Here is a 21,543-nt window from a genome sequence, read left to right on the forward strand (position 1 = left end):
CGCCGCCCGGCACAGGGTACGTTTTCGGCCAAGCTTGTGGCCACCCCTGTGATGCCTCCGGACCTTCCGGGACACCCGGCGGGCCCGGCCCCGAAACCGGTCGGCGGGTACGTCCGCGGCCTGCCGGGGTGATGCTGGACACCCGTTATCAGGGCGTGTACACCTGAAGACATTGATAGCGGAGCAGCACGACATGGGGGTTTGCGATGCTATTGACGACGCCGGCCCGCACTGAGGGCAGCCGCCCATGAGCGCCCAGCAGCCGCCGAAACTGGCCGGAACCGAATCGACTTCGACTCTCCCCCAGCACACTGTTCCGTCCGCGGCGGCCGCGCCCCACCGGCAGCCCGCCCCCTCCCCCCGGCACCCGGCCGTCGACGACCCCGCCCTCGCACGGCCCGTCGAGCGGCTCGCGGCCGTCCAGGACCGCCTCGCCGGGTGGATCTCCGACCTCACCACCCTCCACGACCTCACCGAACGCCTGGTGCGCACCGACACCCTGGAGGACGCGGTGCACGAGGCGCTGCGTGCCGGAGCCGCCCTCGTGGGCGCCCGGCGCGGACTGATCGCCCTGGAGCCGGCCGACGGGCTCGGCCCCGACACCACCGTCGGACTCGGTCTGGGGGCGGCGGATCTCGGCCACATCGAGACCGTCCCGCGCGACTCGGCCTCCTACGCGCGCCTCCTCGGCGGCCTCCCCGGGGCCGGCGCCGGAGGCGCCGAGAACGCCCAGAACTCCAAAGACGCCCAGAACGCCGAGGACCCCGAGGACACGGACGGCACCGAGGGTGCGGGCACCGGCGGCCCCCGGGGCCTCCGGGAGATCACCCACCCCCACATCGCCCGGGACGAGGACCTCGACCCGCGCCACCGCGAGGTCGCCGCCCGCCTCGGCTACGCCGCCAGCCACGCCGTCCAGCTGACCGCGCGGAGCACCGGGCGGGTGGGCGCCGCCGTCTGGCTGTACGACGAGCCCGCGCGGCCCACCGAGCGCCAGCGCCATCTGCTCGGCCTGTACGTGCGGCACGCCGCCGAGCACATCGCCCGCCAGGTGGACCTCGCCCGCGCCCGCTCCGCGGTGGAGACCGTGCGCGAGGGGCTGCTGCCCGCCCGGCTGCCGCGGGTGCCGGGGGTGCGGCTGGCGGTACGGCACCGCACCGGGCCGCGCGGCGGCGGCGACTGGTACGACGCGCTGCCGCTGCCCGAGGGGGCGCTGGGGCTGTGCGTGGGCGGGGTCACCGGATCCGGCCCGGACGCGCTGGCCGCGATGGGGCGGCTGCGGGCCTCGATGCGGGCGTACGCGGTGATGGAGGGCGAGGACCCGGTCGCGGTCCTGTCCGACCTGGAGCTGCTGCTGCGGCTGACCGAGCCGGCCCGGTCGGCGACCGCGCTGTTCGGGTACGCCGAACGCCCCCCGTCCGCCGCGGGAGGCCGGGAGGAGGGCACCAGGGTCGTGCTGGCCGGGGCCGGTCACTGCCCGCCGCTGATCGTCGGGCCGGAGCGCACGGAGGTCGTCGAGACCGCGCTCTCCGCGCCGCTGGGCATGCTCACCTGCTGGGAGGCGCCCAGCGTCGAGGTGGACCTGGCGCCCGGGGAAACGCTCCTGTTCTACAGCGACGGCCTGCTGCACCGCACCGGCGAGCCGCTGGAGCGCGCCTTCGCCCGGCTCCGGGCCGCGGCCGTCGCCGCCGCCCCGGCCGTACGCGCCGATCCCGACGCGCTGCTGGACCACCTGCTGCGCTCGGTGCTGCCCGGCGAGCGGGGCGGTGCGGACGGTGGCGGGGACGACGGGGACCCCCGGGCTGGCGGGACCGCCGGGGCCGCCGGGGCCGCCGGGGCCGCCGAGGACATCGTGCTGCTGGCCGCCCGCTTCTGAGCCCCTTCCGGATCCTGCTCGAAGACCTGCCCGAGGGTCTGCCCGAAGGTCTGCCCATGGGCCCGTCCAAAGGCACTGTCCACAGGCCCCGGCCGCTCCGAGCAGGCCGGACCTACGATGGGAGGCGGCCCTCACCCGGCCCACACCACCACCAGGAGGAGGCAGCGACGTGGCTGACCAGCAGACGCCGGAGACCCCGGACGAGGCGGCCGTAGAGCCCGAGCCCGAGGGCGAGCCGATCAAGCAGCGGAAGAACGGCCTGTACCCGGGCGTCTCCGACGAGCTCGCCGAGAACATGAAGACCGGCTGGGCCGACACCGAACTGCGCGACCTCGAACCCGTCCCGCAGGCCCCGCACACCGCCGAGCGGCGCGCGCGGCTCTCCGCCCGCTTCCCCGGCGAGCGCCTGGTGATCCCCGCGGGCAACCTCAAGACCCGCTCGAACGACACCGACTACCCCTTCCGCGCCTCCGTCGAGTACGCCTACCTCACCGGCGACCAGACCGAGGACGGCGTCCTGGTCATGGAGCCGAGGGCGGACGGCGGCCACGACAGCGTGCTGTACCTGCTGCCCCGCTCCGACCGCGAGAACGGCGAGTTCTGGCTGGACGGCCAGGGCGAGCTGTGGGTGGGCCGCCGCAACAGCCTCACCGAGGCCGCGAAGCTCTACGGCATGCCCTGCGAGGACGTGCGCACCGTCGCCGGCGTGCTGCGCGAGGCCTCCGGCGACGTACGCGTGGTGCGCGGTCACGACGCGGGCGTCGAGGCCGCCCTCGCCGACAAGACCACCGCCGAGCGTGACGAGGCGCTGAGGGTCTTCCTCTCCGAGATGCGCCTGGTCAAGGACGACTTCGAGATCGGCGAGCTGCAGAAGGCCGTGGACTCGACCGTGCGCGGCTTCGAGGACGTCGTCCGCGTGCTGGACAAGGCGCAGGCCACCTCCGAGCGCTACATCGAGGGCACCTTCTTCCTGCGCGCCCGGGTGGAGGGCAACGACGTCGGCTACGGCTCGATCTGCGCCTCCGGACCGCACGCGACCACCCTGCACTGGGTGCGCAACGACGGCCCCGTCCGCTCCGGCGATCTGCTGCTGCTGGACGCGGGTGTGGAGACCCACACCCTCTACACCGCCGACGTCACCCGCACCATGCCCGTCGACGGCCGCTTCACCGACCTCCAGCGGAAGATCTACGACGCCGTGTACGACGCGCAGGAGGCGGGCATCGCGGCGGTGAAGCCGGGCGCGAAGTACCTGGACTTCCACCAGGCCGCGCAGCGCGTGCTGGCGGAGCGGCTGGTGGAGTGGGGCCTGCTGGAGGGTCCGGTCGAGCGGGTGCTGGAGCTGGGCCTCCAGCGCCGCTGGACGCTGCACGGCACCGGCCACATGCTCGGCATGGACGTCCACGACTGCGCCGCGGCGCGCCGCGAGACGTACGCCGAGGGCACGCTGGAGCCGGGCATGTGCCTGACGGTGGAGCCGGGCCTGTACTTCCAGGAGGACGATCTGACGGTGCCCGAGGAGTACCGGGGCATCGGCGTGCGCATCGAGGACGACATCCTCGTCACCGAGGACGGCAACCGGAACCTCTCCGCCGCGCTGCCGCGCCGCTCGGACGAGGTCGAGGCGTGGATGGCGCGCCTGCGGGGCTGACGTACGGCGTCCCCGCCGGGCCGGTACGGGCGTACCGGCCCGGCGGGGGCCGTCGAAGGGCCGGCGGGCCGGCGGGGGCTGCGGCCCGGGACCGGCCCGGAACCGGCTCAGGACCGGCCCGGAACCGGCTCAGGACCGGATCGGGGCGGGATCAGCCGAAGGCCGCCTCCTTCCAGTCGGTGAGCTCACGGGCCGCGGCGGACAGTTCCGCCTCCGAGACCTCGCCCGCGCCGGAGCCGACGACGAGCGCGACGTGCACCCCGTCGCCGCCGGTGGGCTCGATCAGCAGGCGGTTCGCCGTGGCCGAGCCCTCCTCCCGGTCCACGGAGACCGGGCCCGATCCGGGGCCGGAGTCGGGCAGGCCGCGCACCGACGCCACATCGCCGGCGACGACGGTGTCCGCGGGCCGGAAGGAGGCCGGCAGGTGCAGGGCGGTCGGCGCCCCGGCCGCGTCCGGCGAACCCCGCCATACCAGCACCCCGAACTGCCGGCCGCCCTCCAGCAGCCTGGCGACGTTGGGCAGTTGGGACGGCGGGCGCAGCCAGGTCTCCTCCCGGCCGCCGGCGTCCCCGCCCTCGCGGGCGTAGCCGGAGCGGGCCATGTCCTCGTAGGCGAAGGCGAGGGTGTCGCCGGACACGGCTGTGGGGTAGAGCCGGTCCAGGGCGCGGCGGTCGAGGCGGAGCCGCACGGTGCCGTCGTCGGCGGAGGTGACGACGGAGTGGTCCTCGTCGTTCCAGGCGTCGCCCTCGGTGAGGATCTTGTCCGGGTTCCCGTTCATCGCCTCGCGGTGCCGCCCGCTGTAGACGTCCCAGTGCCAGTGGGTGCCCGAGAGCACGTCCCCGGAGGCGGCGGGGTCCTTCCACCAGCCGGCGCCCCTGGTGCCGTGGTCCATGCCCTGGTACATCGCCCGCGTCATCCACGGGCCGCGGTCGCTGCCCCAGCCCGTCATCCGGTGGCCGAACTCCGAGACGAAGGGGGCCGTGGCCAGTTCGGCGGCGCGGTCGCGGATGCGGCCGGTCGCGGCGGCGTAGGCGCCGTCGCCGGCCGGGGTGGGGTCGACCGTCATACGGGCGCCGTCGTAGTAGTGGCTGTTGAAGACGTAGCGGGGGCCGAGGGGGCCGGTCCCGGTGAAGCCGCCCTGCTCCAGGAAGCCGGTGTTCCAGAACACCAGCGGCTCGGCGAACACCGGCTTGTCCCGCCAGCCCGCCTCGTCCATCGCGGCCCGGAAGCGCTGGTAGAAGGGGAGCAGGTGGTCCTTCTCCCAGCGCGCGCCGGTGGCCCCGTCCAGCCCGCCGTCGTAGGGCTCGTTGAAGGCGTCGAAGCCGGCGATCGCGCGGAAGGAGGACGGCGGCAGGACGCGGCGCAGATGGGTCATGGCGGCCTTCGCCTGGTGCAGGTAGGCGTCCTGGACGGCGACCTCGCCCGCCTCGGTGGTGATCGTGCGGTTGTGCCAGAAGTCGTACGCGGCCTGCCGCACCGCCTTGTTGGTGAGCATGTTCTGCCCCCACATCACGCACACGCCGCAGGACTCCCGGGGGTAGCCGCCGCCGTCCACGACCCACTTCGGCGCGCCGTCGCCGGTGTACCAGCTGCCCTGGTGGAACAGGTGCGAGGAGTACAGGTCCTGGTGGTAGTCGAGCAGGACGTGGAAGCCGCGGTCGGTGAACTGGCGGATCTGCGCGGCGGCCCGGTCGAGGTAGCCGGTGTCGATGCGGTCCGGCGCGGGCTGCACGCCCTCCCAGGTGATCAGGAAGCGGACGGCGTTGGCGCCGGTCAGGTCGCGCATCGCCTGTGCCGACCGGGCGGCGTCCGCGGTGCTGCGGAACGGCAGCAGGCCGTTCTCGTAGAGCTTGGTGCTGCCGGAGACGTTGAAGCCGCGCAGGGTGGTCTCCCGGCCGTGGGAGTCGCGGAAGACCCAGGTGCGACGCCCGTCGGCGCCGGTCTTCGGCGCCACGGACAGCCCTGGGGGCGCGGCGGAGGGCTCGGCGGAGGCGGCGTCCGCGGCGGGGGTGGCGGGCCCGGGGGCGGAGGGCTGCGCGGCCCGGGTGGGGGTGGTGGCGCCGGCCGCCAGCAGGCCGGCCGCCAGCAGGAGGGCCGCCGGTCCTCGCAGGGCTCGTAAGAGGCGCGTCGAGAGGGGGTGTCCCATGGGGGTTCCCTTCAGCCGTGGGGGGTTTCCGGCGGTAACGGTAGTACCGCACCGGAACGCCCGCCACGGTGCGCGGGCCCCGCCCTGCCGCGGAACGGGCGTGGGGCCCGGCCGCGGAACCGGCCGCGAGGTCTGCCCCGGAACCGGCCGCCGGTCCCGTCAGGAGGCCCTCAGCAGCGAGTCCTCCCGCCACTTGAGGAGCTTGTCGAAGCAGACCATGGCGCCGTCCCCCGGGCGGTTGCGGAAGTCGACGTGGTCGGCGAGGGCCTCGATCAGGAACAGGCCCCGGCCGTGCTCGTCGGTGTGGACCCCGTCGCGCGCCCCCTCGCGGAACCCGTCGCGGGCCGGACCCGCGCTTCTGGCGAACAGCGGCCCGAAGGCGGTCGCCGTGTCGAGGTCCGCCGTGCTGTTCGTACCGGTCCTGTCGGTGGCCGTGTCCTCGGCCGTGTCAGTGACCGTGTCAGTGACCGTGTCGGCGTTCGCGGCGCGGGACGCGCTGCGGTACCCGTCCACGAAGCCCGGTCCGTGATCGGTCACCTCGATGCGGCACATGTCGTCATCGATGTACGCCGTCACGTGGTACTCCCCGGCCCCCGCCGGCCCTCCGCTCCCGGGGCCGCCGTGCTCGACCGCGTTGGCGCAGGCCTCGGAGAGCGCGACCGACAGGTCGTAGGAGACGTCGGGGTCGACCCCCGCCGTCTCCATCGCCCCGAGCAGGAGCCGCCGGGCGAGCGGGACGCTCGCAGCCTCGCGCCGCAAGTGGAGGGACCACCAGATGCTCATGCTCAGCCTCCTGGCTGCGGCTCGACATACGCATACGTATTGCCCGGGGCGGCGGCGGTAAGCACGGCGGCGGCACGCTACCCCTCATTCGGCGGACCCGACGAGTTCCACAATGTACGGAAAATGTACGAGGTGATCCCCTCGTCCGGTTGTCAACCGCGTTGGGAGGGTGCCCCGTGTCGCGGCCGAAGGGGTGATGAGATGATGGCCCGGCCATGAGAGCCCCCGTCGCGCGTGCCGCCGCCGACCTGCGACTGCTGCGGGCCGCGGTGTTCGCCGCGGTCTGCGTCACGCTGTCCGCGGCCGGGCACGTGTTCGCCGCCGGGCAGGCCGTGTCGGCGTGGACGCTCCTGGCCGGCTTCGCGGCCGTGCTCGCCACCGCCGTGCCGCTGGCCGGACGCGAGCGCTCACTGCCGGGCATCGCGGCGCTGCTGGCCCTGGGGCAGATCGTGCTGCACTTCCTCTTCTCCTGCGGCCGGGCCGGGCGCACCACCCCGGCCCCGGCCGCCCTCGACCGGGGCGACGGCGGGGTGCTCGCGCTGGCCGGGCGGCTGCTGTGCAACGACCGGGCCGCCGCCGCCCTGAGCGAGGCCGAGGCCCGCCGCATCGTCGCCGATGCCGGGCTCTCCGGCGCCCTCCACGGCGGCCACACCGCCGCGGGCCACACCGCGGCGGGGCAGACCGCGGCGGGTGCCGCCGACACGGTGGCCGGCGCGGTGGCCGGCAGCGCGGCCGACTGCCTGCGGTACGCCGTGCACTCCGCCCTGTCGCTGCTCTCCGCCCCCATGCTGCTCGGCCATCTGCTGGCCGCGCTCGCCATGGGCTGGCTGCTGCGCCGCGGCGATGCCGCGCTGTGGCGGCTGGTGAGGCTGTCGGCCCACTTCGCGGACGGGCTCGGCGGCGGGCTCGGCGGGCCGCTCGTACGCGCCCTGCGCACCGCGCTGCGCTGCGTACGCGCCCTGCTGCGCGGACTGCTGCCCGAGGACGCCGTGCCGGTGCGCGCCCCGCGCGCGGACGCGGCCGGCGGCCCGGTGCCGCCCGCCTCCCTGCTGCCGTCGCACTCGGTGGTCAGGCGCGGGCCGCCCGCCGCCGGGGACCTCGTCCTCGCGGCCTGAAGCGCACCCTCCCCGCTCTCCCGAGTCACGGGTGGGGCGCGCGTACCGCCGCGCACCATGCCCTGGCTCGTCCGGCCGGGAGGCCCAACGCCTCCCCGACCCAGCGCGGTCGCGGCCGGAGAGCGCCCCCATGCCTCATGAGGAGTGTCCTTCAGCATGCAGTCCCAGACACCGTCCGCCGTGCCGTCCACGACACCGTCCACCGCTCGGTCCACCGCTCGGTCCACCGTGCCGTCCGTCCGCCGTCTCGCCGCGGCCGGCGCCGTCGCGGCCGCCCTCGCGCTCGCCGCCGCCGGTCCCGCCGCCGCCCACATCTCCGTCAACCCCGACGAGGCCGAGCAGGGCGGTTACACGACGATCGACGTCAAGGTCCCCAACGAGCGGGACAACGCCTCCACGGTCAAGGTGGAGCTCACCTTCCCCGCCGACCACCCGCTCGCCTCGGTGATGCCCCAGCCGGTGCCCGGCTGGGACGTGAAGGTGACGAAGACCAAGCCGGCCGAGCCCGTGGAGGCCCACGGCCGGAAGCTCACCGAGGTGCCCTCCAAGATCACCTGGACGGAGACCGGCGGCGGCATCGAGCCGGGCACCTTCCAGCAGTTCCCCGTCTCCGTCGGGAAGCTCCCCGAGGACACCGACCGGCTCGTCCTCAAGGCCGTCCAGACGTACAGCAACGACGAGGTCGTGCGCTGGATCGAGGAGCCGCCCGCCGAGGGGGGCGAGGAGCCGGAGCACCCGGCGCCCGTGCTGAACCTCGCCCCGCCCGCCGAGGGCGGGGACGGCCACGGCCACGGCGGCACCGAAGCCGGCGCCGAGTCCGATGCGGGCACCGACCGGGCCGGCGCCGGGACCACCGCCCGCAACGAGGCCGGCGGCGCGGCGGACACCTCCGACACCACCGCCCGCGTCCTCGCCGTCACCGGAATCGTCCTCGGAGCCGGCGGCGTCGCCTACGGAGTCCTGGCAGGACGCCGCCGCACCTCCTGACGCCCGGCCGCCCCCGGAAGGGGCCCGCCCGTCCCGGCGGACCCCTCCGGGCCCGCGGCCGCAGCCCACCACCGCAAGGAAGAAAGCATCCTCATGCACCACACTCCGCGCCGCCACCCCCGGCGCACCCGCCGCGCCCTCGGGCTCGCCCTCGCCACCGCGCTGCTCGCCGCGGGAACAGTTGCCTGCGGCGCCTCCGAGAGCTCCGGAGGCGCCGCGCTCTCCACGGAGGCCACCGACTCCGTGAAGCGCGGCACCGTCCTCGACACCCCCTTCGACAAGCCCGACCTCGTCCTCACCGACACCGGGGGCGAGACCTACGACCTGGTCGAGGAGACCAGGGGCCGCCCGACCCTGGTCTACTTCGGCTACACCCACTGCCCCGACGTGTGCCCCCTGACGATGAGCAACATCGCCGTCGCCAAGTCCAAGCTGCCCGAGGCCGAGCAGGAGAAGCTGCGGGTCGTCTTCGTCACCTCCGATCCCGAGCGCGACACACCCGAGTCGCTCGGCGAGTGGCTGCGCGCCCAGGACCCCGACTTCATCGGGCTCACCGGCGACTTCGAGAAGATCCAGGCCGGCGCCCGCGCCCTGGGCATCGGGCTGGAGCCGCCGGTGAAGGAGGAGGACGGCGACATCGTCTCCACCCACGGCACCCAGGTCCTGGCCTTCCTCCCGAAGGACGACAGGGCTCACGTGCTGTACACCTCGGACGTCCCCGTCGAGGTGTACGAGAAGGACCTGCCCGCCCTCGTCGAGGGGCGGCTGCCGTGAGCCGCGTGCGCGCCCGGCGCGCACGCGCCGCGGCCCTCGCCGCCGCGCTGCTCCTCGGCGCCGCCGCCTGCGGGGACGGCTCCGGCTCCGGCCCCGAGCTGACGGTCGAGGGCGCGTACGTGCCCGAGCCGGTGACCGCCGACACCGCCGGGGGGTTCCTCACCGTCCGCAACAGCGGCGACGCCGACGACGCGCTCACCGCGGTGAGCAGCGACATCTCCGACGACGTACAGATCCACGAGACCGTTGGGGGACGCATGCGCCAGGTGGATTCGCTGCCCGTGCCCGCGGGCGGCACCCTGGAACTGCGCCGCGGCGGCAGCCACCTGATGTTCATGGAACTCGACCGCAGGCCCGCCGAGGGCGAGAAGGTCTCGGTGGAACTGCGCTTCGAGAAGTCCGGCCCGATCACGGTCGAGGTTCCGGTCGAGGCGACCAACCACGTCCCCTGATCCCGCCCGCCCCGCTGCCCCCACCCGCCCGCCCCGCTGTCCCCCACCCGACCGCCTCCCGCGGTCCCGAGCAGTGAGGTAACCGCCGCCATGACCACCGCCGCACCCCGGTCCCGCCGGACCGTACGCGCCGCCCTGCCGGCCGTCGTACTCGCCGTGCTCGCGTCGCTCTGCCTCCTCGGCGGCGCGGGCACGGCCGGCGCACACGCCGCGCTGACCGCGAGCACTCCGGCGCGGGGGGCGGTGGTGGAGGAGGCGCCGAGCGAGGTGACGCTCACCTTCACCGAGGACGTCGCGGTGTCGGACGACTCCATCCGCGTCCTGGCACCGGACGGCGAGCGGGTGGACACCGGGGCCCCGAAGCGGCTCACGGGCGGGCAGGACTTCCGCTACGGGGTCGAGCTGCGGCGCGACGGCCTGCCCGAGGGTACGTACACCGTCGCCTGGAAGGCCGTCTCGGCCGACAGCCACCCCATCGCCGGCGGTTTCACCTTCTCCGTCGGCGCGCCCTCGGAGACCACCGTCGCCGTGCCCGGGCAGGAGGTGGGCGGCGGCCCGGTCGGCGCGCTCTACGGCGCCGCCCGCTGGACCGCCTACGCGGGCTTCCTGCTGCTCGCCGGCGGAGCGGCCTTCGTCCTGGTCTGCTGGCCCGGCGCCGCCCGGGTCCGCCCGGTGCAGCGCCTGGTGGTGGCCGGCTGGGTCGCGCTGACCGCCGCCACCATCGCGGCGCTGTTGCTGCGCGGCCCGTACACCGGCTCGGGCCGGCTCGGCGACGCCCTCGACGCGGACGGGATCCGGGCGGTCCTGGAGACCCGGCCGGGTACGGCACTGGTCTCCCGTCTGCTGCTGCTCGCGGTGGCGGCGCTGTTCGTCTCGCTGCTCTTCGGGGCGTACGCCCGGCGAGACGCCGCTGCCGACGGCGACGGCGACGGCAGCGGCGAGCAGACGCGGCGCGACCGGCGCGACCTGGTCGTCGGCCTGTCCGCCGGCGGCGCGGTCGTCGCCATCGGGCTCGCCGCGACCTGGGCGACGGCCGAGCACGCCTCGGCCGGCATCCAGACCGGCGTGGCGATCCCGGCCCACATCGTCCACCTGCTCGCCGCGGCCGGCTGGCTGGGCGGTCTGGCGGCCCTGCTCACCGCGTTGTGGCGGGGCCCCTCGGTCCCGCGCGAGGCGGTGGCCCGCTTCTCGCGGCTCGCCCTGGGCTGCGTGGCCGTGCTCGCAGCCACCGGCCTCTACCAGTCCTGGCGGCAGGTCGGCGGCTGGCCGGCGCTGACCTCCACCGCATACGGGTGGCTGCTGCTGGCCAAGGTCGCGCTGGTGGCGCTGATGATCGGTGCCGCCCGCGCCTCCCGCCGCCACACCGCGCGGCTGGCGGACGCGGCCGGGGAACCGGCGAAGGCCGCCCCCGGGCCGGTGACCGTCCCGGAGCCGGTGGCCGCCGCCGAACCGGCGCTCGTCACCGGACCGGGTCCGGACGTCACCCCCGAACGCGCCGCCCAGCTCGCCCGCCAGCGCGCCGCCGCCGACGCCGCACGCCGCAAACGGGAGCGCGACGCCGACCCCGTACGGGTCGGGCTGCGGCGTTCGGTGCTCGCCGAGGCGGCCGTCGCGGTCGCCGTCCTCACCGTGACCACCGTGCTCACCGGTACCGAGCCCGCCCGTACCGCCGAGGCCGCCGCCCGCGCTGGCACGGCCGCGACCGGGCAGCCGTCCGCGGACGGCGAGCCCGTCTCCCTGGTCTCGCCCTTCGACACCGGCGGTCCGGAGGGCAGGGGTTCCGTCCAGCTCGACATCGAACCCGGCCGCAGCGGCGACAACACCCTCCGCCTCCGCGTCACCGATCCCCGCGGACGGGCCCTGGACGTTCCCGAGGTGAAGGTCTCCTTCACCCTGGAAGCGCAGGACATCGGTCCGCTGGACGCCACCCTGGAGAAGTCCTCGGCGGGCCGCTGGACGGCCTCCGGCCTCCAGCTCCCCCTGCCCGGCACCTGGAAGGCGGCCGTGACCGTACGGACCTCCGACATCGACCAGACGACCGAGCGGATGACCTTCGACCTCCCCTGACCCCCTCACGATCCCGGCCCCTCACGACCCCGGCCCCCCAGCGGGCCGCGGCACCCTCGGCACACCATGGAGCAGAAGCAGAAGATGAAGAAGGACCAGCGTCCCGGCGACCCGTCCGGCCCCTCCCGCCGCCGTCTGCTCGGCGCCGCGGGCGCGGCCGGCGCCGCCGGGCTGGCGCTCGGCGCGGCGGGCGGCGCCCTGGGCGCGGCCGCCGCCACCGAGCCGCCCACCGCGCTGTCCACGGTCGGCAGCAGCCGCGTCCCCTTCCGCGGCGACCACCAGCCGGGCATCACCGAGCCGGCGCAGGCGCACGGGCACCTCCTCGCCCTCGACCTGGTACCGGGCGCCGGGCGGAAGGAGGCGGCCGCGCTGCTGCGCCGCTGGACGCGGACGGCCGAGGCGCTGATGGCGGGCGAGACGCCCGCCGCCCGGCTGCACGACACCGGCATCGCCCTGGACGCCGGACCCTCCTCCCTCACCGTCACCTTCGGCTTCGGCCGCACCTTCTTCGACCGCACGGGCCTGGCCGCGCGCCGCCCGTCCGCCCTCGCCCCGCTGCCCCCGTTCTCGGCCGACGAGCTGGACGCCGGGCGCTCCGACGGCGATCTGTGGGTGCAGATCGGCGCCGACGACGCCCTGGTCGCCTTCCACGCCCTGCGCGCCCTCCAGCGCGAGGCGGACGGCACCGCCCGGGTGCGCTGGCAGATGAACGGCTTCAACCGCTCCCCGGGCGCCACCGCCACCCCCCGCACCGCCCGCAACCTGATGGGCCAGATCGACGGCACCAACAACCCGAAGGAGACGGACGAGGACTTCCGGCAGCGCGTCTTCGTGCCCGCCGGCGGCGATCCGGAGTGGATGGCGGGCGGCTCGTACGCGGTGGTGCGGCGGATCCGGATGCTGCTGGACGACTGGGAGCGCGTCCCGCTCGACGGGCAGGAGAAGGTGATCGGCCGCCGCAAGTCCGACGGCGCCCCGCTGTCGGGCGGCTCCGAGACCACCCCTGTGGACCTGGACAAGCGGGACCGGGACGGCAACCCGGCCATCGCCGCCGACGCCCACGTACGGGTGACGGCGCCCGCCTCCAACGGCGGCGCGGCGATGCTGCGCCGCTCCTTCTCCTACCACGACGGCTTCCGCGACGACGGGGCGCCGGACGCCGGGCTGCTGTTCGTCGCCTGGCAGGCGGACCCGATGCGGGGCTTCGTGCCCGTGCAGCGCAAGCTCGACCGGGGAGACGCCCTGTCCCGCTTCATCCGGCACGAGGCGAGCGCGCTGTTCGCGGTGCCGGGCGGCGCGCGCAAGGGCGAGTACGTCGGCCAGCGCCTGTTCGAGGGCTGAGACCGGGGGCTGCCCGTCCCCCGGCCGGTCTACTGTGGACGGCATGTCACCCGCGAGCCGCTACACCTACCTGGGCCCCGAGGGCACCTTCACCGAAGCCGCGCTCCGCACCCTTCCGGAGGCGGCCACGCGCGAGCTGGTGCCGATGGTCTCGGTGCCCGCCGCGCTGGACGCCGTGCGCAACGGGGAGGCGGGCGGTTCCCTGGTGCCGATCGAGAACTCGGTGGAGGGCGGGGTCACCGCGACCCTGGACGAGCTGGCCACCGGCCGGCCGCTGATGATCTACCGCGAGGTGCTGCTGCCGATCGCCTTCGCGCTGCTGGTACGGCCGGGCACCGCGCTGGAGGCGGTCAAGACGGTGACCGGGCATCCGGTCGCCCAGCCGCAGGTGCGCCGCTGGCTGGCGGAGCACCTGCCCGACGCCCAGTGGGAGTCGGCGGCCTCCAACGCGGACGGCGCCCGGCTGGTCCAGGAGGGCCGGTACGACGCGGCGTTCGCGGGCGAGTTCGCGGCGGCGACGTACGGTCTGGAGCCGCTGGTGACCGGCATCCACGACGCGGAGAACGCCGCCACGCGCTTCGTGCTGGTCGGCCGGCCGGGGCGGCCCGCGGCGCGGACGGGCGCGGACAAGACCTCGTTGGTGCTGTGGCTCGGCGACGACCACCCGGGCGCGCTGCTGGAGCTGCTCCAGGAGTTCGCGGTGCGGGGCGTGAACCTGGTGCGGATCGAGTCGCGGCCGACGGGCGAGGGCATCGGCCGGTACTGCTTCTCGGTGGACGCCGAGGGGCACATCTCCGACCGGCGGGTGGGCGAGGCGCTGATGGGGCTGCGGCGGATCTGCCCGAAGGTGCGCTTCCTGGGGTCGTACCCGCGGGCGGGTGTGGAGCCGTCGCAGACCACACCGCTGCGGCGGGGGACGACGGACGACGAGTTCGCGGAGGCGGCGGACTGGCTGGCGCGCTGCGTCGACGGCCGCGCCTGAGGGGTGTGCCCGGGGGTGTGCGGCGCCCCGCGGAAGTTATCCACAGGGCAGGCGGCCGTCCTGTGTACAACGCGAAATGACCAAGCGGGCATTTCGGACAAAAGACGCGAATGCTCCTTCTGTGTTCACAACCCCTCAGAACCTCCGCATCAGATCAATTCGATTGATCAGCACCCGAGAGGGTGGCATTTCCATCCGAAAAGGCGTGTAGGAGATGCGAAAGGAGGGAATCGATGGGCGAGCGCGAATCCCGTATGCGCGCCCCCTCCTTCTTCCACAGGATTTCCATAGGGCCTGTGGAAAACTCGGCGGCATCCCCCGAGGCTGTGGATAACGATCGCCGCCTCCCCCGGTCAGAGGCCGTCTCCGGCCCTCACCGCAGGCCCGGGCGAGACCCGGGAAAGAACCGGGAGAAGCCCGGGCGGGACCTCCGCGGCCTCGTGTGCACAGCCTTGTTCACGCCCCTTGCCCACGGTCTTCCGCCAACGCCCCGCCCGTCCACCCTCGTACTCCCGGTCCCCTCTGTACGGTGACATCCGCAATTTCCTTGACGGCCCCTTTCGCCTTTCAAGAGAGACGACAAAAGCCGCATAACGCCACGTACCGCCATATCGGGTCGAGCGGGCCGCACGCCCCCGGTACCCTGGCGGCGTGATTGACCTTCGCCTGCTCCGTGAGGACCCCGACCGTGTGCGCGCCTCCCAGCGCGCCCGTGGAGAGGACGTCGGCCTCGTCGACGCCCTGCTCTCCGCCGACGAGCGGCGCAGGTCGTCCGGCGTCCGCTTCGACGAACTGCGCGCCGAGCAGAAGCAGCTCGGCAAGCTGATCCCGAAGGCCGCCGGCGAGGAGAAGGCCGAGCTGCTGAAGCGGGCGGGCGAACTGTCCGCCGCGGTCAAGGCCGCCGACGCCGAGCGCGACGAGGCCGAGGCCGAGGCGCAGCGGCTCCTCCTCCGGCTCGGCAACCTCGTCCATCCCGAGGTCCCGGTCGGCGGCGAGGACGACTTCGCCGTCCGCGAGACGCACGGCGCCCCGCGCGACTTCGCCGCCGAGGGCTTCGAGCCGAAGGACCACCTGGAGCTCGGCCAGGCGCTCGGCGCGATCGACGTCGAGCGCGGCGCCAAGGTCTCCGGCTCGCGCTTCTACTACCTCACCGGCGTCGGCGCCCTGCTGGAGCTGGCCCTGGTCAACGCCGCGATCGCGCAGGCCACCGAGGCGGGCTTCATCCCGATGCTCACCCCCGCGCTGGTCAAGCCGCGCGCCATGGAGGGCACCGGCTTCCTCGGCCAGGCCGCCGAGAACGTCTACCACCTGGAGAAGGACGACTACTACCTCGTCGGCACCTCCGAGGTCCCGCTCGCCGGCTACCACATGGACGAGATCGTCGAGGCGGACAGCCTCCCGCTGCGCTACGCGGGCTTCTCCCCCTGCTTCCGCCGCGAGGCGGGCTCGTACGGCAAGGACACCCGCGGCATCTTCCGCGTCCACCAGTTCGACAAGGTGGAGATGTTCTCCTACGTGGCCCCCGAGGACTCCGAGGCCGAGCACCGGCGGCTGCTGGAGTGGGAGAAGCAGTGGCTGACCGGCCTGGAGCTGCCGTTCCGGGTGATCGACGTGGCCACCGGCGACCTGGGCGCCTCCGCCTCGCGGAAGTTCGACTGCGAGGCGTGGATCCCCACCCAGGGCAAGTACCGCGAGCTGACCTCGGCGTCGAACTGCAACGAGTTCCAGGCCCGCCGGCTGTCCATCCGGATGCGCCGGGACAAGAAGGTGCGCCCGCTGGCCACCCTCAACGGCACGCTGTGCGCGGTGCCCCGCACCATCGTGGCCCTGCTGGAGAACCACCAGCAGGCCGACGGTTCCGTCCGCGTCCCCGAGGTGCTCCGCCCCTACCTCGGCGGGCGCGAGGTGCTGGAGCCCGTGTCCCGGTGAGCGGCACGGCACCGGGCCCCGGCGCAGCACCGGGCTTCCCGTTCCGGCTGGTCGCCACCGACCTCGACGGCACGCTGCTGCGCAGCGACGACACCGTCTCGGTCCGCACCCGCGACGCGCTCGCCGCCGCCACGGCGGCGGGCGCCGCCCACATCGTGGTGACCGGCCGCGCCGTGCCCTGGACCCGGCACGTCCTGGACGAGCTGGGCTACGACGGCCTGGCCGTCTGCGGGCAGGGCGCGCAGGTCTACCACGCGGGCGAGCACCGGCTGCTGACCTCCGTCACGCTCGACCGGCAGCAGGCCCGGCTGGCGCTGGAGAAGATCGAGACGGAGACCGGACCGCTGGCCGTGGCCGCCTCGCGGGACGGGCTGGACGGCGAGGTGCTGCTCGGACCGGGCTACCGGCCGATCGGCGAGGAACTGCCCGCGATCGCCGGGGCCGACCCGGACGAGCTGTGGGCGGAACCCCTGAACAAGCTCTACATCCAGCACCCCGAACTGGACGACGACACACTGGCCGACGCCGCCCGGCGCATCGCGGGCGACCTGGTGAGCGTGGTGATGGCGGGCGAGGGCGTCGTCGAACTGCTGCCGCTGGGGCTGTCCAAGGCCCGCGGCCTGTCGATCGCCGCACGCCGCCTGGGCCTTTCGGCGACGGCCACGATCGCCTTCGGCGACATGCCCAACGACATCCCCATGTTCGCCTGGTCCGCCCACGGCGTCGCCATGGCCGGCGCCCACCCGGAGCTGCTGGCGGTGGCCGACGAAGTGACCGCGTCCAACGACGAGGACGGCATCGCGGTCGTCCTGGAGCGGCTGCTCGCCGGTCTGTGACCCGCCGGCCCCGTGAGCGCCGTGGGCGGGAGGGCGCCGGGTCGGCTCGGGTCACCCTGGGGTGGCGTGGGTTGGCTTGGGTTGGCTTGGGTTGGCTTGGGTTGGCTTGGGTTGGCTTGGAGCGGCTCGGGTCAGCCCGGTGCCGGACCCTCGCCGGCGCTCTCCAGCACCGCCCGGCAGATCTCGTGGAGCTGCCGGGTCTGCTCGGAGGTGAGGTTGTCGAACAGGGAGAGCCGGACCTGCTCCACATGGCCGGGCGCGATGCCCTCCAGCTCGGCCAGTCCCTCGTCGGTCAGCGTGGCCAGGGTGGTGCGGTGGTCGGCCGGGTGCTGGCACCTGCTGACCCATCCCTTGGCCTCCAGCCGGGCGACCGCGTGGGAGAGCCTGCTGGCCGAGGAGCGGGTGGTCCGGGCGAGCCGGCTCATGGTCAGGGTGCGCTCGGGCGCCTCGGAGAGCATGGCCAGGATCTGGTAGTACGCCAGCGGCATCCCGGCGTCGCGCTGCAACTGCCGGTCCAGTTCCTCGCGTACGCGCTGGGTGGCCGCCAGGAACGCCCGCCAGGTCCGCTGCTCTTCGTCGTCCAGCCACCGTGTCGTGCCCATGCTTCCAGCGTACGAGGCCGGAGGGCGGTGCCCTCCGGCCTCGGTGCGCGGTGCCCGTACGCGGTGCGCGGTGGTCCGGTGCGCGGTGGTCGGCGCCCGGTCACTCCTCGCCGGCGAGGGTGAGGGTGCGCAGCTTCCGCCCGGCGTACCAGGCGCCGGCGACGGTCACCACCGCCAGCAGCACCGCGGCGACCGGCAGTCCGACGTCTGAGGTGATGCCCGCGCCCGGCGCGGTCTTCTCGGCCAGCGCCAGGGCCCACTGCTGGACGCTGAGGGTCCGGGCGCCGGGGACGAGGCTGCCGATCAGCGCCTCCCAGATCAGGGCGTAGACCAGGCCGAAGACGACGGCCTGCCGGCTGACCGTGCCCAGCAGCAGGAAGAGCGCGCTGTAGGCGACGGACGCGGCGACCGCGGCGACGGCGTAGGCGACGGCGATCTGCCGGCTGTTGCCGTTGAGGACGAACCCGGCGATCAGCATGGGGACGGCGGAGAACACCATGGTGACGCCGACGGCGACGGTCAGCTTGGTGAGGATGATCGTCGGCCGCTTCAGCGGCTTGGCCAGCAGGTAGACGATCGAGCCGTCGTCGATCTCCGGGCCGATCGCGCCGGTCCCGGCGATCACGCCGATCAGCGGGACCATGGTGGCCAGCGCGAAGCCGCCGAGCACCTGGTTGGCGACGTCGTCGTCGGCCCCGACCAGGAGGCGGACCGCGACGGAGATCACGATCAGTACGACGGGCAGGACGAACAGGATCAGCGCCCGGCGTCGGCCGAGCAGGGCCCGGTAGGTGAGCCGGGCGACCGTGGGGTCGTACATCGGTGTGGGGCTCCTTGGTTCTCAGGCGGTCTCGGGGTTCTCGGGCGGCCCGGGCGTTCTCAGGCCGTGACGAGGTAGGAGAAGACGCTCTCCAGGGACTCGTCCGAGGGCGAGACCGTGAGGAGCCGGATCCCGTGCTCGCGGGCGATGCGCGGGAGCTGCTCGGTGAAGCGCGCGAAGTCGATCGCCTGGACGCGCAGGGCGCGTTCGGACCAGTCGAGTTCGATGCCCGCCGTGCTGGGGTCGGCGATCAGCGCGGCGGCCAGCGCGCGGTCGTCGCTGGACCGCACCAGATAGCGGTGGGGGCGGTCGGTCATCAGCCGGCGGATGCGCCGGAAGTCGCCGGAGGCCGCGTGCCGTCCCGCGACGACCACCTCGATGTGGGAGGCGAGCTGCTCGACCTCCTCCAGGATGTGGGAGGAGAACAGCACCGTGCGGCCCTCGGCGCCCATCCGCCGCAGCAGCTCCATCAGCTGCATGCGCTGGCGCGGGTCCATGCCGTTGAACGGCTCGTCCAGCAGCAGCACGGACGGGTCGTGGACGAGCGCGGAGGCCATCTTCACGCGCTGCCGCATGCCCTTGCTGTAGGTGGAGACCTTCCGGTCCTGGGCGTACTCCATCTCCACGGTGGCCAGGGCCCGCCGCGCGGCCTCGCCCGCATCGGGCAGGCCGTGCAGCTCGGCGTTGGCCAGCACGAACTCGCGGCCGGTGAGGAAGTCGTACATCGCCTCGCGCTCGGGGACGACGCCGATCTCCCGGTAGACCTGCTCGTTGCGCCAGATCGCCGCGCCGTCGAGGGTGACGGATCCGGTGGAGGGGGCCAGGAAGCCGCCCATCATGTTGATCAGGGTGGACTTGCCCGCGCCGTTGGGGCCGAGCAGCCCGGTGACGCCCGGGCCGATGTCCATGGTCACGTCGTTGACGGCGACCACGTTGCCGAACCAGCGGGACACATGGTCGATGCGGATGGTGGTCATGGGTCAGGCCGCCTTCTCGTTCCTCGTCCGATCCTTCGCCGTCCGGCCCCTCACCGTCCGGATCGCCGCCGCCCGGGCCCTCTCCGCCCGGTACCCGGCCGTCACAGGCCCGCCTTGCGGTAGCGGGCCATCAGCGCCGCCCAGCAGCCGGCGATCAGGGCGAGGGTGACCAGGACGTAGACGGCCGCCGCGGCGGTGCCGGGCTCGTGGAAGCCGGGGAAGCCGGAGGTGCCGCCGAGGAGCGCCGACTGGATGCCGTCGACGAGCGTGCCGGGGGAGGCCAGGCCGAGCCAGGTGACGGCGGTGGCGCTGCCCGCCTGGAACTCGGCGACCGCCTGGACGGTGGTGACCGCGAAGTAGGGGATGGTCAGCACCGCGATGACCGCGGCGACACCGAAGCCCCGGCGCGGGGTGAGCGCGGCGACCAGCAGGCCGATGCCCGCGTGGAGCACGGAGAACACCGCGGTGGAGCCCAGCCCCTGGAGGAACTGCGTGCTCTGGTCGGCGAAGCCGAGCTTCGCCAGCAGCCCGCCCGCGTACAGCACCACCAGCGGCAGGGAGGTGAACAGGAACAGCGCCGCCGTCATGGCCGCGTACTTGGCCCCCACGTAGTCGACGCGCTCGATCGGGCGGGAGAAGTACAGCGGCACGGTGCGGAAGCGCAGGTCCAGGGAGACCGACTGGGGGGCCTGGGCGGCGAGGTAGAGGCCGATGACCGGCTGCATCACCAGCACGTAGTCGGTGTACCGCAGCGGCAGTTCGTCGGCGCCGGTGACGATGGTGATCGCGACCATGGCGCCCGCGGGCAGGACCATCACGGCCAGCAGGATGAACGGCAGCACCTTGGACTTCGCCGAGCGGCCCAGGCCGTACGCGCCGCGCAGGGACTGGACCAGCAGCGACCACCGGGCGTAGGAGCGGCCCAGACGGGGGCCGTCGTAGTGGCGGTAGCCGATGTTGTGGATGCTGGCGTCCTCGCCGCGCTGGGCGGGGACGGCGGCTCCGGGATGGGTGCCGGGGTGGTTGCCGGTGTCAGGCCGCATCGGTGCTGCCTCCCTTCTGCGTGCTCTTCTCGGCGGCCTGCTCCGCGGCCTGCTCGGTGGTGCCGGCGGTGCCGGACGCGGTGCCGGGCGTCTGGAAGACCTCGGCGATGCGGTGCCTGCGCTGCTCCATGCGGACCAGGCCCAGGCCCAGCTCCGCGACCGTGTCGCGGACGGTGTCGTGGACGGCCTCGGAGCCCGCCTCGACCAGCAGCACGTGCCCGGCGCCCGGCAGGCCCTCGCCGCCCGCGCCGGGAGGCGCCACGGTGAGCCCGGCCCCGGCCAGGGCGGCGCGCAGGGCGGCGGTGCCGTCGGGGTGGGCGTCGGTGTCGGTGACCTCGACGGCCAGGGTGGTCGTCTCCTGGGTGAAGCTGGCGGTGGAGGAGGAGCGCAGCAGCTTCCCGCCGTCGATGACCACGACGTGGTCGCAGGTGCGCTCCAGCTCGCCCAGCAGGTGGGACGTGACCAGCACCGAGATGCCGAAGTCGGTGTGGACGCGGCGGATCAGGCCGAGCATGTCGTCGCGGCCGACCGGGTCGAGGCCGTTGGTGGGCTCGTCCAGCAGCACCAGCCGCGGATCGTGGACGAGCGCCTGGGCCAGCTTGACCCGCTGCTTCATGCCCGTCGAGTAGCCGCCCATGGGGCGGTAGCGCTCCTCGTAGAGGCCGACGTGGCGCAGGGTGTCGGCGGTGCGCTCGCGGGCGGCGGAGGCGGGCAGGCCGGACATCCGCGCCATGTGGACGACGAACTCGGTGGCCGACACGTCGGGCGGCAGGCAGTCGTGCTCGGGCATGTACCCGACGCGCTCGCGGATGGCGCCGCCCTCGGTGGCCACGTCCAGGCCGAGCACGGAGGCGTTGCCCTCGCTGGCCGGGGCCAGGCCCAGGAGGATCTTGATCAGGGTGGACTTGCCCGCGCCGTTGGCGCCCACCAGTCCGGTCACCCCGGGTTCGATCTGCATGGTGAGCCGGTCGAGCGCGGTCACCTTCGGGTACCGCTTGCTGAGGCTTTCGGTCGCGATCACAGTCACGCCCCCGACCGTAGTGCCGCGGTGTGCCGGTCGCGTCAGCCCGGGGGCGTGATTGTCCCTCGTACTGGAGGTGTAGATGCCCCTAAGGGCTCCTCCGGCGGGGTAGGTCCCGGTCGGATCCGGTGTCATGCCGGG

The 21,543-nt window shown here is 74.3% G+C and carries 18 protein-coding genes; 11 read left to right on the forward strand and 7 right to left on the reverse strand.

Annotated elements, in window-relative coordinates; genetic code table 11:
- The first annotated feature begins 247 nt into the window (after positions 1-247).
- Positions 248-1,876 (forward strand): PP2C family protein-serine/threonine phosphatase, encoded by a 1,629-nt coding sequence (locus tag QPK52_RS12390; protein WP_410537525.1) that lies wholly within the window; start codon positions 248-250, stop codon positions 1,874-1,876.
- A gap of 169 nt (positions 1,877-2,045) precedes the next feature.
- Positions 2,046-3,527, forward strand: coding sequence for an aminopeptidase P family protein (locus tag QPK52_RS12395; protein WP_410537527.1), 1,482 nt, complete (start codon positions 2,046-2,048; stop codon positions 3,525-3,527).
- Between the two features lie 151 nt (positions 3,528-3,678).
- On the opposite strand, the gene QPK52_RS12400 is transcribed toward QPK52_RS12395, so the two are convergent.
- Both QPK52_RS12400 and QPK52_RS12405 read right to left on the reverse strand, forming a co-directional pair.
- On the reverse strand, positions 3,679-5,673 hold the full coding sequence (locus QPK52_RS12400; RefSeq protein WP_410537529.1) for a cellulase family glycosylhydrolase: 1,995 nt from the start codon (positions 5,671-5,673) through the stop codon (positions 3,679-3,681).
- A gap of 159 nt (positions 5,674-5,832) precedes the next feature.
- Positions 5,833-6,456: an ATP-binding protein gene (locus tag QPK52_RS12405; RefSeq protein WP_410537530.1), complete on the reverse strand. Its 624-nt coding sequence runs from the start codon at positions 6,454-6,456 to the stop codon at positions 5,833-5,835.
- A gap of 215 nt (positions 6,457-6,671) precedes the next feature.
- Here QPK52_RS12405 and QPK52_RS12410 point away from each other — a divergent pair, with 215 nt between their 5' ends.
- From QPK52_RS12410 to QPK52_RS12450, 9 genes are all read left to right on the forward strand, one after another.
- Positions 6,672-7,571: a hypothetical protein gene (locus QPK52_RS12410; protein ID WP_410537531.1), complete on the forward strand. Its 900-nt coding sequence runs from the start codon at positions 6,672-6,674 to the stop codon at positions 7,569-7,571.
- 156 nt (positions 7,572-7,727) lie between these two features.
- Positions 7,728-8,558: a YcnI family protein gene (locus tag QPK52_RS12415; RefSeq protein ID WP_410537532.1), complete on the forward strand. Its 831-nt coding sequence runs from the start codon at positions 7,728-7,730 to the stop codon at positions 8,556-8,558.
- Positions 8,559-8,651: 93 nt separating this feature from the next.
- Positions 8,652-9,332: an SCO family protein gene (locus tag QPK52_RS12420; RefSeq protein WP_410537533.1), complete on the forward strand. Its 681-nt coding sequence runs from the start codon at positions 8,652-8,654 to the stop codon at positions 9,330-9,332.
- Positions 9,329-9,784, forward strand: coding sequence for a copper chaperone PCu(A)C (locus QPK52_RS12425; protein WP_410537534.1), 456 nt, complete (start codon positions 9,329-9,331; stop codon positions 9,782-9,784). Before QPK52_RS12420 ends, QPK52_RS12425 begins: the two co-directional genes overlap by 4 nt.
- 90 nt (positions 9,785-9,874) lie before the next feature.
- Positions 9,875-11,851: a copper resistance CopC/CopD family protein gene (locus tag QPK52_RS12430; protein WP_410537535.1), complete on the forward strand. Its 1,977-nt coding sequence runs from the start codon at positions 9,875-9,877 to the stop codon at positions 11,849-11,851.
- A gap of 66 nt (positions 11,852-11,917) precedes the next feature.
- Complete coding sequence (gene efeB / locus QPK52_RS12435) at positions 11,918-13,192, forward strand: iron uptake transporter deferrochelatase/peroxidase subunit (RefSeq protein WP_410537536.1); 1,275 nt, start codon at positions 11,918-11,920, stop codon at positions 13,190-13,192.
- 43 nt (positions 13,193-13,235) lie between these two features.
- Positions 13,236-14,174, forward strand: a complete 939-nt coding sequence (gene pheA, locus QPK52_RS12440; protein WP_093657797.1) for a prephenate dehydratase — start codon at positions 13,236-13,238, stop codon at positions 14,172-14,174.
- 651 nt (positions 14,175-14,825) lie between these two features.
- Positions 14,826-16,103, forward strand: a complete 1,278-nt coding sequence (gene serS, locus QPK52_RS12445) for a serine--tRNA ligase (protein WP_410537537.1) — start codon at positions 14,826-14,828, stop codon at positions 16,101-16,103.
- Entirely contained in the window at positions 16,100-16,939 is an 840-nt protein-coding gene (locus QPK52_RS12450; RefSeq protein ID WP_410537538.1) for an HAD family hydrolase, read from the forward strand. Before serS ends, QPK52_RS12450 begins: the two co-directional genes overlap by 4 nt.
- A gap of 131 nt (positions 16,940-17,070) precedes the next feature.
- Here QPK52_RS12450 and QPK52_RS12455 read toward each other — a convergent pair whose 3' ends face one another.
- The 5 genes from QPK52_RS12455 to QPK52_RS12475 all read right to left on the reverse strand — a co-directional run bounded on the left by QPK52_RS12455 (position 17,071) and on the right by QPK52_RS12475 (position 21,408).
- Positions 17,071-17,541: a MarR family winged helix-turn-helix transcriptional regulator gene (locus tag QPK52_RS12455; protein WP_410537539.1), complete on the reverse strand. Its 471-nt coding sequence runs from the start codon at positions 17,539-17,541 to the stop codon at positions 17,071-17,073.
- Between the two features lie 100 nt (positions 17,542-17,641).
- Positions 17,642-18,361 (reverse strand): ABC transporter permease subunit, encoded by a 720-nt coding sequence (locus tag QPK52_RS12460; RefSeq protein WP_410537540.1) that lies wholly within the window; start codon positions 18,359-18,361, stop codon positions 17,642-17,644.
- A 59-nt stretch (positions 18,362-18,420) separates the two neighbouring features.
- On the reverse strand, positions 18,421-19,338 hold the full coding sequence (locus QPK52_RS12465; protein ID WP_093657236.1) for an ABC transporter ATP-binding protein: 918 nt from the start codon (positions 19,336-19,338) through the stop codon (positions 18,421-18,423).
- Between the two features lie 101 nt (positions 19,339-19,439).
- Entirely contained in the window at positions 19,440-20,381 is a 942-nt protein-coding gene (locus tag QPK52_RS12470) for an ABC transporter permease (RefSeq protein ID WP_410537542.1), read from the reverse strand.
- Positions 20,371-21,408, reverse strand: a complete 1,038-nt coding sequence (locus tag QPK52_RS12475; protein ID WP_410537543.1) for an ABC transporter ATP-binding protein — start codon at positions 21,406-21,408, stop codon at positions 20,371-20,373. The genes QPK52_RS12470 and QPK52_RS12475 overlap by 11 nt, the downstream gene beginning before the upstream one ends.
- Positions 21,409-21,543: the final 135 nt, after the last annotated feature.

Source organism: Streptomyces sp. KL2 (assembly GCF_046529545.1).
In the GTDB taxonomy this organism is placed as follows: Bacteria; Actinomycetota; Actinomycetes; order Streptomycetales; family Streptomycetaceae; genus Streptomyces; species Streptomyces radiopugnans.